At 52.4% G+C, this 12,695-nt stretch carries 9 protein-coding genes; 6 read left to right on the forward strand and 3 right to left on the reverse strand.

Annotation, left to right across the window (positions count from 1 at the left end; genetic code table 11):
• Nucleotides 1-608 precede the first annotated feature (608 nt).
• Complete coding sequence (rluB, locus tag ACMGGR_RS08875; protein WP_246759683.1) at nucleotides 609-1,475, forward strand: 23S rRNA pseudouridine(2605) synthase RluB; 867 nt, start codon at nucleotides 609-611, stop codon at nucleotides 1,473-1,475.
• Between the two features lie 152 nt (nucleotides 1,476-1,627).
• On the opposite strand, the gene cobO is transcribed toward rluB, so the two are convergent.
• Entirely contained in the window at nucleotides 1,628-2,215 is a 588-nt protein-coding gene (cobO, locus tag ACMGGR_RS08880) for a cob(I)yrinic acid a,c-diamide adenosyltransferase (RefSeq protein ID WP_246759682.1), read from the reverse strand.
• Nucleotides 2,215-2,970 carry a YciK family oxidoreductase gene (locus tag ACMGGR_RS08885; RefSeq protein ID WP_414148671.1) on the reverse strand — a complete coding sequence of 252 codons (756 nt, stop codon included), beginning with the start codon at nucleotides 2,968-2,970 and terminating at the stop codon, nucleotides 2,215-2,217. The genes cobO and ACMGGR_RS08885 overlap by 1 nt, the downstream gene beginning before the upstream one ends.
• A 208-nt stretch (nucleotides 2,971-3,178) precedes the next feature.
• On the opposite strand from ACMGGR_RS08885, the gene sohB reads away from it, so the two are divergent.
• On the forward strand, nucleotides 3,179-4,228 hold the full coding sequence (gene sohB / locus ACMGGR_RS08890; protein WP_414148672.1) for a protease SohB: 1,050 nt from the start codon (nucleotides 3,179-3,181) through the stop codon (nucleotides 4,226-4,228).
• Nucleotides 4,229-4,254: 26 nt separating this feature from the next.
• Here sohB and ACMGGR_RS08895 read toward each other — a convergent pair whose 3' ends face one another.
• Nucleotides 4,255-4,500 carry a DUF2498 family protein gene (locus ACMGGR_RS08895; protein WP_343215883.1) on the reverse strand — a complete coding sequence of 82 codons (246 nt, stop codon included), beginning with the start codon at nucleotides 4,498-4,500 and terminating at the stop codon, nucleotides 4,255-4,257.
• Between the two features lie 398 nt (nucleotides 4,501-4,898).
• Here ACMGGR_RS08895 and topA point away from each other — a divergent pair, with 398 nt between their 5' ends.
• The 4 genes from topA to acnA all read left to right on the forward strand — a co-directional run bounded on the left by topA (nucleotide 4,899) and on the right by acnA (nucleotide 12,647).
• A complete protein-coding gene (gene topA, locus ACMGGR_RS08900) occupies nucleotides 4,899-7,517 on the forward strand; it encodes a type I DNA topoisomerase (protein WP_246759680.1) in 2,619 nt (872 codons plus the stop codon).
• 177 nt (nucleotides 7,518-7,694) lie between these two features.
• A complete protein-coding gene (gene cysB / locus ACMGGR_RS08905) occupies nucleotides 7,695-8,669 on the forward strand; it encodes an HTH-type transcriptional regulator CysB (RefSeq protein ID WP_246759678.1) in 975 nt (324 codons plus the stop codon).
• 499 nt (nucleotides 8,670-9,168) lie between these two features.
• Complete coding sequence (locus tag ACMGGR_RS08910; protein WP_246759676.1) at nucleotides 9,169-9,327, forward strand: YmiA family putative membrane protein; 159 nt, start codon at nucleotides 9,169-9,171, stop codon at nucleotides 9,325-9,327.
• 638 nt (nucleotides 9,328-9,965) lie between these two features.
• A complete protein-coding gene (acnA, locus tag ACMGGR_RS08915; RefSeq protein WP_414148673.1) occupies nucleotides 9,966-12,647 on the forward strand; it encodes an aconitate hydratase AcnA in 2,682 nt (893 codons plus the stop codon).
• The last annotated feature ends 48 nt before the right edge of the window (nucleotides 12,648-12,695 follow it).

A 12,695-nucleotide genomic window follows, 5' to 3' on the forward strand; every position in this document is an offset into this window, starting at 1 on the left:
CAGCGAAAATAATAATAACCCGAATAGTCAGGAATTAACTCAATCTGCAATATATATCGCCTGCTTATTTTGGGGGTGATGTACCGACGCTTTTATTAATTTGCATTAAGTCAGCCTGATTGACTGCCTTGCAGGAAAAAGCTGGTTTTAACATCTATAAAACATTTTGCTTAACTGATTCAGCCTCTGTTTTCGTATTAATTTGCGTTTGTTTTCAGCTAAAACCAGTAATGGCGCAGTATCGGCAATTAAAAGGCTAACTTTAATTTATAAAATATTAGCGTGATAATGATTAACAATTAAATAACACTGAGCTTTTGTTGCGCGGTTGCGGACGTCGTTAAATTGGCTTAGGGCAGGCGCTTTGTTAAGAATAAGGAATGAGTAAACGATAAGATTATCTGTCGGGTTAGCCGCTAACCTGTGTCGCGGACAGCGCGTGACGCTTTTCCCATGCAAACGACCCGGTAGCGTTATCAATAGCAGATAACTTAGTGTAGAATGCGCTTCCCCTGAAACAGGGGCGAGCAAGCCACCGCGCATTCGCCTCTCAAGTCACGGGCCAATTCACTTAATGACGCCTGGGAAGGCGACACAGAGGCAGCGCCATGAGCGAAAAATTACAGAAAGTCTTAGCGCGCGCCGGGCACGGTTCCCGCCGCGAGATTGAAACCATGATTTCTGCCGGACGCGTCAGCGTGGACGGCAAAATAGCCACGCTGGGCGACCGCGTAGAGCCGAGTAAAGCACTAAAAATCCGTATCGACGGCCATCTGGTCTCCGTCGCAGAATCCACCAGTGAAATCTGTCGCGTACTGGCTTATTACAAGCCGGAAGGCGAGCTGTGCACCCGTAACGATCCGGAAGGCCGTCCTACCGTATTTGACCGTTTGCCAAAGCTGCGCGGCGCGCGCTGGATTGCCGTAGGCCGTCTGGACGTGAATACCTGCGGCCTGCTGCTGTTTACTACCGATGGCGAGCTGGCTAACCGTCTGATGCACCCAAGCCGTGAAGTAGAAAGGGAATATGCCGTTCGCGTCTTCGGTCAGGTGGATGATGACAAGCTTAAACAGCTAAGCCGAGGCGTACAGCTGGAAGATGGCCCTGCATCGTTTAAAACGCTGAAGTTTACCGGCGGTGAAGGCATTAACCAGTGGTACAGCGTAACGCTGACCGAAGGGCGCAATCGTGAAGTCCGTCGTCTGTGGGAATCCGTAGGCGTGCAGGTCAGCCGTCTGATCCGTACACGCTACGGCGACATTACCTTACCAAAAGGTTTACCGCGCGGGGGCTGGACTGAACTGGAGCTGCCGCCAACCAACTATTTACGTGAGCTGGTCGGCCTGCCGCCAGAAACCACCAGTAAAGTTGCGGTAGAAAAAGATCGTCGTCGTACCAAGGCTAACCAGATCCGCCGCGCGGTTAAACGCCATACGCAGGTCAGCGGTAATCGCCGCCCGGCCAGCAAGCGTTAACCGACGCAGTCGGGTGCCAAAACGGCCCACTTATCCGGTTGGCCTCCGCTGCCAGCAGGCCAGGGTGGTGCTGTATAAAATGCCGGAACGTACGGGCTGTAGGTCTGGCAACCATCTGAAGGCGAAGTGATTCGCCTTTTTTTTATCTCTTGTTACCAGTCAATTCCCTGTTGCGCCTGTATACCTGCATCAAACGCATGCTTTACCGGCCGCATTTCAGTCACGGTATCCGCCAGCGCCAGCAGATCGCGGTGACAGCCGCGCCCGGTAATAATGACGCTTTGCTGCGCCGGGCGATTACGTAGCGCTGCGATCGCTTCTTCCAGCGGCAGATAATCAAAACTCACCATATAGGTCAGCTCGTCCAGCACCACGAGATCCAGCGAAGCATCCTGCAACATCCGCTTAGCATGCTCCCAGACCGCCAGGCAGGCTGCCGTATCCGTTTCCCTGTTTTGCGTGTCCCAGGTAAACCCTGTCGCCATCACCTGAAATTCCACGCCGTGCGGCTCCAGTAAATTGCGCTCGCCGTTAGGCCAGTCGCCTTTAATAAACTGGATAACGCCTGCGCGTTTCTGGTGACCGACCGCGCGTGCAGCGGTACCGAAGGCAGCGGTGGTTTTTCCTTTGCCGTTGCCGGTAAAAACCATCAGGATGCCGCGCGTTTCGGTAGCCGCCGCAATACGCGCATCAACTTTTTCTTTCAGCTTTTGCTGGCGCTGCTGGTGGCGGTCATCCATTACTCTGCCGCTCCCGGTTTACGCCCCGGCTGCGCGTCAAAGCTTTGCCCTGACTGCTGGCAATCTGCGCCCATCACATAAAGATAGGTTGGCATAATATCCGCTGGCGTTTTCAGCTTGTCGGCGTTTTCCTCTGGAAAAGCGCTGGCGCGCATTTTCGTGCGAGTGCCGCCAGGATTGATACAGTTAACGCGTAACTGACCGCGATACTCTTCGGCCAGCACCTGCATCATACCTTCGGTAGCAAATTTAGAGACGGAATAAGCGCCCCAGCCTGCGCGCCCCTGGCGGCCCACGCTGGAAGAGGTAAAGACCAGTGCGCCATGAGCAGACTTCAGCAGCAGCGGCAGCAGAGCCTGGGTCAGGAAAAAGGTGGCGTCGACGTTTACACGCATAACCTGCTGCCAGACCACAGGATCCTGCTGCGTCATTGGTACTACATCACCTAACAGGCCTGCGTTATGTAACACGCCGTCCAGCCGGGGAACATGACGGGCAATCTCTTGCGCCAGCTGCTGGCACTCCTGCGGCGTTGCGCTGTCTAAATCCAGCAAAAATGAGAGAGGAGCAGGTTTACCCGTTGCAGCAATCTCGTCGGCAACGGCGCTGATTTTCTGCTGGTTACGCCCCAACAGGATAACCTGCGCGCCAAAACGGGCATAGGTCAACGCGGCTTCGCGGCCAATACCGTCGCTGGCACCGGTAATAAGAATAATATGGTCGGTCAGCAGATTGTTGTCAGGTTGATAATCCATAATTGCGCCTTTGAAAAGAGAGGTAACGACAAGGGCGACAGGGTAACGCTGCTCATCCGCCGACCGCAACAGATAACGGCCTTTCTCTGGACGGTTATGCGTAATGTTACGCAAAATCTACCTGAGGCGGCGGGAATCTGAGGACGCGACCTGATGACTCGGCTACACTAGCAGCTTTCCTAATTGGATGTTAAATAAGGTGGAATGAGTGGAACTACTCTCTTACTACGGGCTTTTTCTGGCTAAAACAGTCACGGTAGTTATCGCTATCGCGGCCATTGCGATTCTGATAACCCACCTGACCATGCGCAAACGCACCCAAAGCGGGCAGCTCAAGCTGACCCGCCTGGATAAAGAGTATCAGCATATAAAGGATGAAATGCAGCTGGCCAGTATGCCACCACAGGAGCAGAAACGCTGGCATAAAGAGCAGAAGAAGAAAGAAAAACTAGAGGCAAAAACGGCAAAAAACCAGGCCAAACAGGGGATTAAACCGGCTGAAGGCAAGCCCGTGCTCTACGTGCTGGACTTCAAAGGCAGCATGGACGCACACGAAGTCTCCTCACTGCGTGAAGAAGTGTCTGCGGTTATGGCGGTAGCAAAACCTCAGGATGAAGTGCTGCTGCGTCTGGAAAGCCCCGGCGGCGTAGTGCACGGCTACGGCCTGGCTTCATCACAGCTGCAGCGCCTGCGCGATAAAAACATTCGCCTGACCGTGGCCGTTGATAAAGTAGCGGCCAGCGGTGGCTATATGATGGCCTGCGTGGCGGACCATATTGTAGCCGCGCCGTTTTCTATTATTGGATCCATCGGCGTTGTCGCGCAGATCCCTAACTTCAACCGCCTGCTAAAGCGCAACGAAATTGACGTTGAGCTGCATACGGCCGGGGAATATAAGCGCACGCTGACGCTGTTTGGTGAAAATACGGAGCAGGGACGTGAAAAGTTTCGTGAAGATCTTAACGAAACGCATCAGCTGTTTAAAGAGTTCGTGCACCAGATGCGTCCGACCCTGGATATCGACAGCGTGGCGACAGGCGAGCACTGGTTCGGCACACAGGCCCTGGAAAAAGGGCTGGTGGATGCTATCGGCACCAGCGACGATTTAATCATCGATCAGATGAACCAGCGTGAGGTTGTTGCCGTTCACTACGTGAAGCGCAAAAAAATGATGGATCGCTTTACGCAGAGCGCCAGCACCAGCGTCGAACGCCTGCTGCTGCGTCTCTGGCAGCGCGGTAAAAAACCGCTGCTGTAAGGTTGAGCACGCCCGCCTGGCGGGCGTTATTCCAGATGGTAAAGCGGCGACAGCTCGGTGGCCAAAAATTTAAAAACGTTAAACACCACCGTGCTTTTTTTGCCCGGTAATCCCTGATCATCAAGAAAATAGTCGCCGCGAAACACCAGCACGTCGCCTTTTTGCTCAACATCGGTGGCGACAAGTCCCGGGAAAAAATCCTCGTGACTGCCGATCATCTCGTTCGCTTTCTGTAACAGACTGGTTTTATCAATAGCCTGAGTAGATTTCACAGAATTCTCTCCTTTATAGATGCGATTACCGGGCAGTATATTACGCTGCGTCGTAACAAAATCTCAATGCTCCGGGCAGCTACCTTCACCAGCTCTTTTTAACGTCCGGCTGGCGTAAAACGGTTGCGGGTGCTAATTAAGTTGCGTATCAGATTTTATCAGGTAGAGTGTGGGCGTTTCGGGTTCCGGGCGTAAAACAGACTTTACGCTCTGTTAGAGATTCGCTTAACAGGTTGTAAAAGGTGTCTTTAATCAGTGGGTTGATGCCCTGGTAAGGACGCGTTAACAGGGAAAGTGCCGGGGTGCTGCCGTCGGCCGTAATCGTTTTAACGCGCTGGATGGCCCACAGGCTTTCGGCACAATTTACTCTCGGATGTTTCAATCAGGTAAAGGTAAATATGGGTAAAGCTCTCGTAATAGTTGAGTCCCCGGCAAAAGCCAAAACAATCAATAAATATCTTGGAAATGACTACGTGGTGAAGTCCAGCGTCGGTCATATTCGGGATTTGCCGACCAGTGGATCAACGGTTAAAAAGAGCGCTGACTCTACAACCAGTAAAGCTAAAAAAGTGAAAAAGGACGAAAAGGCGGCGTTGGTTAGCCGTATGGGCGTCGATCCTTTTCACGGTTGGGAAGCGAACTATCAGATCCTTCCTGGCAAAGAGAAAGTGGTTTCCGAGCTAAAAGCGCTGGCGCAGAACGCCGACCATATCTATCTCGCAACCGACCTTGACCGCGAAGGGGAAGCCATTGCCTGGCACCTGCGGGAAGTGATCGGCGGCGATGATTCGCGCTTCAGCCGCGTGGTGTTTAACGAAATCACCAAAAATGCGATTCGTCAGGCTTTTGACAAGCCGGGCGAACTGAATATCGACAGGGTAAACGCCCAGCAGGCCCGCCGGTTTATGGACCGCGTAGTGGGCTATATGGTTTCGCCGCTGCTGTGGAAGAAAATTGCGCGCGGCTTATCCGCCGGGCGCGTTCAGTCGGTCGCCGTGCGCCTTGTCGTTGAGCGTGAGCGCGAGATCAAGGCTTTCGTTCCGGAAGAGTACTGGGAGCTGCATGCCGATCTGAACACGCCAGAAGGAACGCTGCTGCCGATGGAAGTTACCCATCAGCACGATAAGCCTTTCCGCCCCGTTAACGGCGAGCAAACTCAGGCTGCTGTAAGCCTGCTGGAAAAGGCGCGCTATCAGGTTACCGATCGCGAAGACAAGCCAACCAGCAGCAAGCCTGGCGCACCTTTTATCACCTCCACGCTGCAGCAGGCGGCCAGTACCCGTCTGGGCTACGGCGTGAAAAAAACCATGATGATGGCGCAGCGCCTGTACGAAGCTGGCCACATTACCTATATGCGTACCGACTCCACTAACCTGAGTCAGGACGCGGTCAGTATGGTGCGCGGCTTTATTGAAAATGAGTTCGGCGAAAAGTATCTGCCAAAAGCGGCCAATACCTACGCCAGCAAAGATAATTCGCAGGAAGCGCACGAGGCAATCCGTCCTTCTGACGTGGCCGTGCAGGCGGAACAGCTGAAGGATATGGAAGCCGACGCGCAAAAACTTTATCAGCTGATCTGGCGTCAGTTTGTGGCCTGTCAGATGGTACCGGCGCAGTACGACTCCACAACGCTGACCGTGACCGCCGGTGAGTTTAAACTTAAAGCGAAAGGCCGTACGCTGCGCTTTGACGGCTGGACTCGCGTGATGCCTGCGCTGCGTAAAGGTGATGAAGACCGCACGCTGCCGCCGGTAGAAGTAGGTAAAGACCTGGCGCTGCAACAGCTGAAACCAAGCCAGCACTTTACCAAGCCACCTGCGCGCTTCAGTGAAGCTTCGCTGGTTCGCGAGCTGGAAAAACGCGGTATCGGGCGTCCTTCTACCTATGCTTCGATTATCTCCACCATTCAGGATCGTGGCTACGTGCGTGTCGAAAGCCGCCGTTTCTACGCGGAAAAAATGGGTGAGATCGTTACCGACAGGCTGGAAGAAAACTTCCGTGAGCTGATGAACTATGACTTCACTGCGCACATGGAAAACAGCCTCGATCAGGTCGCTAACAACGAAGCGCAGTGGAAAGGCGTGCTGGATAAATTCTTTGCCGACTTCAGCCAGCAGCTGGAGAAAGCAGATAAGGATCCGGAAGAGGGCGGCATGCTGCCAAACCAGATGGTGCTGACCTCAATCGACTGTCCAACCTGCGGTCGAAAAATGGGGATCCGCACGGCCAGCACCGGCGTTTTCCTGGGCTGTTCCGGCTATGCACTACCGCCAAAAGAGCGCTGCAAGCAGACCATCAACCTGATCCCTGAGAATGAAGTTTTAAACATTCTTGAGGGTGAAGATGCAGAAACCAACGCGCTGCGCGCGCGCCGCCGCTGTGCCAAATGCGGTACGGCAATGGATAGCTATCTGATCGATAACCAGCGCAAGCTGCACGTCTGCGGCAATAATCCAGGCTGCGACGGTTATGAAATCGAGCAGGGCGAATTCCGCATCAAAGGCTATGATGGCCCGATTGTGGAGTGCGAAAAGTGCGGTTCTGAAATGCACCTGAAGATGGGGCGTTTCGGCAAATATATGGCCTGTACCAACGACGAGTGTAAAAACACCCGTAAGATCTTGCGCAACGGCGACGTCGCGCCGCCGAAAGAAGATCCGGTGCCGTTGCCCGAGCTGACTTGCGAAAAATCAGACGCTTACTTTGTTCTGCGCGACGGCGCGGCTGGCGTTTTCCTGGCGGCCAACACCTTCCCGAAATCAAGGGAAACGCGTGCGCCGCTGGTAGAAGAGCTACAGCGTTTCCGCGATCGTCTGCCAGAGAAACTGCGTTATCTGGCCGATGCGCCTGTAGCGGATGAAGAAGGCAATAAGTCGGTCGTCCGCTTTAGCCGCAAAACAAAGCAGCAGTACGTCAGTACAGAAAAAGAAGGTAAAGCCACGGGCTGGTCGGCGTTTTACGTTGACGGCAAATGGGAAGTTACCGAAAAAGCCGCTGCTAAAGCCGCGAAAAAATAAGCTCCCGGGCCAGCGTTCTGCTGGCCCATTTTTTTCCTTCCGCATATACATTCCGCCCAGCTTTGGTATGATTGTTATAGATATACCTTTTCTTATTATAAAATCGCATTAGGCCGGGGTGCTGCGTTTTTGCGCGCGCAGATCGTCGGCGCGTGGCGCCAAACGGACGGAACAAAAATGAAATTGCAGCAGCTGCGTTATATCGTTGAAGTGGTGAACCACAATCTGAACGTTTCATCCACGGCGGAGGGGCTTTACACTTCCCAGCCCGGCATCAGTAAGCAGGTTCGCATGCTGGAGGATGAGCTGGGCATCCAGATTTTCGCACGCAGCGGCAAGCATCTTACGCAGGTTACGCCAGCGGGCCAGGAAATCATTCGCATTGCCCGTGAAGTCCTGTCAAAAGTTGAAGCGATTAAATCGGTGGCTGGCGAGCATACCTGGCCGGATAAAGGCTCGCTTTATGTCGCCACTACCCACACCCAGGCCCGCTATGCTTTGCCAAACGTGATCAAAGGCTTTATCGAGCGCTATCCGCGCGTCTCGCTGCACATGCACCAGGGATCGCCTACGCAAATCGCAGAAGCGGTGTCTAAAGGGAACGCCGATTTTGCCATCGCAACTGAGGCGCTGCACCTTTACGATGATCTGATTATGCTGCCTTGTTACCACTGGAACCGCGCTATCGTCGTGACGCCAGACCATCCGCTGGCGGGCAAAGAGAAAGTCTCTATTGAAGAGCTGGCAGAGTATCCTCTGGTTACCTACACCTTTGGCTTTACCGGGCGTTCAGAACTGGATACCGCTTTTAATCGCGCAGGCCTTTCACCGCGCATTGTCTTTACGGCTACTGACGCTGACGTCATTAAAACCTACGTTCGCTTAGGGCTGGGTGTAGGCGTGATTGCCAGCATGGCGGTCGACCCGGTTTCCGACCCTGATCTGGTCAGAATCGAAGCTACCGACGTCTTTACCTACAGCACCACTAAAATCGGCTTTCGCCGCAGCACCTTTTTGCGCAGCTATATGTATGACTTTATCCAGCGTTTTGCGCCGCACCTTACTCGCGATGTGGTTGATACGGCAGTAGGCCTGCGCTCGAACGAAGATATAGAAGCAATGTTTAAAGATATTAAGTTACCAGCCAAATAATTCCCCGCCTTACCATCGTCAGTTCAGGGCTGCAAGCCGGCCCTGCTAAAAAGATTGGTCCTGCCTGTTGTTGCGATTGATAAAATCTTTTTATTCTTTTTCGTAAATGAAGCATTCATCACATGTTTTTCCATTGTTATTCATTAAATGCGAAACAGTACACATTTTTTAGTGGGCAACTTTGCACGCGCCTAAGAAGATTCCCATACTCTGATTTAACAAAGCGCGATACGGCGCGGTTTAACGGGGGGGATCGAATAAATGCTGATTTATCAATGGTGCGGAAAAGGTGTTATTAACGGCCAGTTTGGCTTAAGTAATCATTTGTCATCCAGATTTTAGTTAAGGGCGATTACCTGGTTTCTTAAACTTTAATGAATACTATTAATCGTTCTGCGTAATAAAAATGTCTGGATTTCGCGCCATAAAATGTTTAGGATTCCTCCTAATTTCTGATTGCTCAAAACAATCGTTTCAATGAGAGTGATTATCAAAAACTATGGCTAGCAGAATAACGGTAGAAACTGACTTCGGTCACAAAGCTCTGAAGGTTCGGCGGAACAGCAATCTGAGACGCAAGGCCTGGTTAGCGGTATTCGCGGTATCAGTACTGTTTTGGGGAGCGGCTGCATCACTGATTTGGCATATATGGGGGTAACGATGTACCTGCAGTATTTGAATCAAAAGACACAGCAAGTAAGCAAAATCAAGAAAGTGAGTTGCAAAAGTCAAAAGCCAGAAGTGGTTATCCCGGAAAGCTGGGGACTGAGCGAAGTACAGCGCAACTTTATCGATTTCATGACGGACAAAAGTAACAAATCTTAAGTATTAAAGTTATATCTGCAACATTAATTGATTACTACAAATATATAAGTAAATAGATTTTAACAGGCCAGCTATTTCTGGTCAGGGCACACTGTTGCTCACCAACGGGAAAGTATTGATAAAACGGTAAAACTTTTCGCAAGCGCGACGGGTTTTGAAGTAATACTGTTTGGTCGCCAAGACCTGAGAGAGGTTATAAATGAATTTAACTCAAACGACCTGGTTTAGTATCTGGATGTTTTCAGGCTTATTCTGGTCCAGTCTCCTCTGGTTAAGCATGGTCATGCGTTAATAATGCATGCATAAACAAAGATTAATAGCGCCTCGCTGAGCAATCAGCGGGGCGTTTTTTTTTGCCTCAGGTCTGGTGCGCTTCTGGTTATGTTATCAAAACGTTACGCTCAGTTTGTACTATCTTTAAATCAGACCCTGCAATTACTCAGGTTATGACCAGATAAATAAGGAGGAGTAATGTCGTCTACCCTACGTGAATTAACGAAAGACGCGCTGGATGTAAAAGGTCAACACTATCATTTTTACAGCCTGGCCAAAGCCGCCGAGCATCTTGGCGATCTGTCTCGTCTGCCTAAATCCCTGAAAGTCCTGTTAGAAAATTTACTGCGCTGGCAGGATGAGGATTCCGTTACCGCCGAGGATATTCAGGCGCTGGCAGGCTGGCTTAAGCAAGCGCATGCCGATCGTGAAATCGCTTACCGTCCTGCACGCGTACTGATGCAGGACTTTACAGGCGTGCCTGCCGTGGTCGATCTTGCCGCCATGCGCGAGGCCGTAAAAAGGCTGGGCGGCGACGTGGCAAAAGTAAATCCGCTTTCTCCTGTCGATTTGGTTATTGACCACTCGGTAACGGTAGACGAGTTTGGCGACGACGATGCCTTCGAAGAAAACGTTCGGCTGGAAATGGAGCGCAACCACGAACGCTACGTTTTCCTGCGCTGGGGACAAAAAGCCTTTAATAAATTTAGCGTAGTGCCGCCGGGCACCGGCATCTGCCATCAGGTGAATCTGGAATATTTAGGTAAAGCTATCTGGCATGAAACGCTGGCAGGCGAAGAAGTTGCCTATCCGGATACGCTGGTCGGTACGGATTCCCATACCACCATGATTAACGCGCTGGGCGTGCTGGGGTGGGGCGTCGGCGGTATTGAGGCGGAAGCGGCCATGCTGGGCCAGCCTGTTTCCATGCTGATCCCGGACGTGGTCGGCTTTAAGCTTACCGGCAAACTCAAGCCGGGCATTACCGCTACTGACCTGGTACTGACCGTTACGCAGATGCTGCGTAAGCATGGCGTGGTAGGGAAGTTTGTTGAATTTTATGGCGACGGTCTTGATGACTTGCCGCTGGCCGATCGTGCCACCATCGCCAATATGGCACCGGAATATGGTGCGACGTGCGGCTTCTTCCCGCTGGACGACGTAACGCTTGGCTATATGGCGCTGACGGGACGCAGCAGTGAACAGGTCGCGCTGGTTGAAGCCTATGCGAAAGCGCAGGGGCTGTGGCGTAATACGGGCGATGAGCCGGTATTTACCAGCTCGCTGGCGCTGGATATGGCTACCGTTGAGGCAAGCGTTGCCGGGCCGAAAAGACCGCAGGATCGCGTATTGTTAGGCGAGGTGCCGCAGGCTTTTCAGGCCAGTAACGAGCTGGAAGTAAATCACGCGCAAAAACAGCATAAGCCGATCGGCTATCGCGACAGTAAAAAAGGTCAGGAACATCAGCTGGAAGATGGCGCCGTCGTTATCTCGGCTATCACTTCCTGTACCAATACATCAAATCCAAGCGTTCTTATGGCAGCGGGCCTGCTGGCTAAAAACGCGGTGACGCTTGGACTTGACCGTAAGCCCTGGGTTAAAGCTTCTCTGGCACCGGGATCGAAAGTCGTTTCCGATTACCTGGCAGCGGCAAAATTGACGCCTTATCTGGATAAGCTGGGATTCAACCTTGTTGGCTATGGTTGTACAACCTGTATCGGTAACTCCGGGCCACTGCCCGATGAAATTGAAAGCGCAATTAAAGAAGGCGATTTAACGGTGGGCGCGGTGCTTTCCGGAAACCGCAACTTTGAGGGCCGTATTCATCCATATGTAAAAACTAACTGGCTGGCCTCGCCGCCGCTGGTGGTCGCCTATGCGCTGGCCGGCAACATGAATATCAATTTGCAAACGGAGCCGCTGGGAACCGACAAAACGGGTAAACCCGTTTATTTGAAAGATATCTGGCCATCGCCAGAAGCCATTGCTGAAGCTGTGCAGCTGGTTTCTACCGACATGTTCCATAAAGAATATGCCGAAGTATTTGAAGGCACGCCCGAATGGCAGGAGATCAAGGTTAGCGAAGCCGCCACCTATGACTGGGATGAAGGTTCTACCTATATTCGGCTTTCGCCGTTCTTCGACGATATGGAAAAAGAGCCGAAACCGGTTGAGGATATCAAGGGTGCCCGTATTCTCGCTATCCTTGGCGACTCGGTGACCACCGACCACATTTCTCCAGCGGGCAGCATTAAGGCGGAAAGTCCGGCCGGGCGCTACTTGCTGGCTAACGGAGTAGAGCGGGGCGACTTTAACTCCTACGGTTCTCGTCGTGGTAATCATGAAGTTATGATGCGCGGTACCTTCGCCAATATCCGTATCCGCAATGAGATGGTACCCGGCGTGGAGGGAGGCATAACCCGCTTTGTGCCAGGCGACGAGCAGCTGGCTATCTACGACGCCGCCATGAAATATCAGCAGCAGGGAACGCCGCTGGCGGTCATTGCCGGAAAAGAGTATGGCTCCGGTTCCAGCCGCGACTGGGCGGCAAAAGGCCCACGCTTATTGGGCATTCGCGTGGTGATTGCCGAATCGTTCGAGCGTATTCACCGTTCTAACCTGATCGGAATGGGCATTCTGCCGCTGGAGTTCCCGCAAGGCGTGACGCGTAAAACGCTGGGCTTAACGGGCGATGAGCAGATTGATGTAGCCGATTTAACCCAGCTGAAGCCCGGCGGCACGGTTAAGGTTGTCCTGACGCGCGCGGACGGCAGTCAGGAAGAGTTACAAACCCGTTGCCGTATCGATACCGGTAACGAACTGACCTACTACCGCAACGATGGTATCCTGCACTACGTAATCCGCAATATGTTGGGTTAATCACTCAAGCTGGCAGATAAAAAGCGCCCCTGAAAAGGGGCGCTTTGC

This window comes from Erwinia sp. BNK-24-b (genome assembly GCF_047456155.1).
GTDB lineage: Bacteria > Pseudomonadota > Gammaproteobacteria > Enterobacterales > Enterobacteriaceae > Erwinia > Erwinia phyllosphaerae.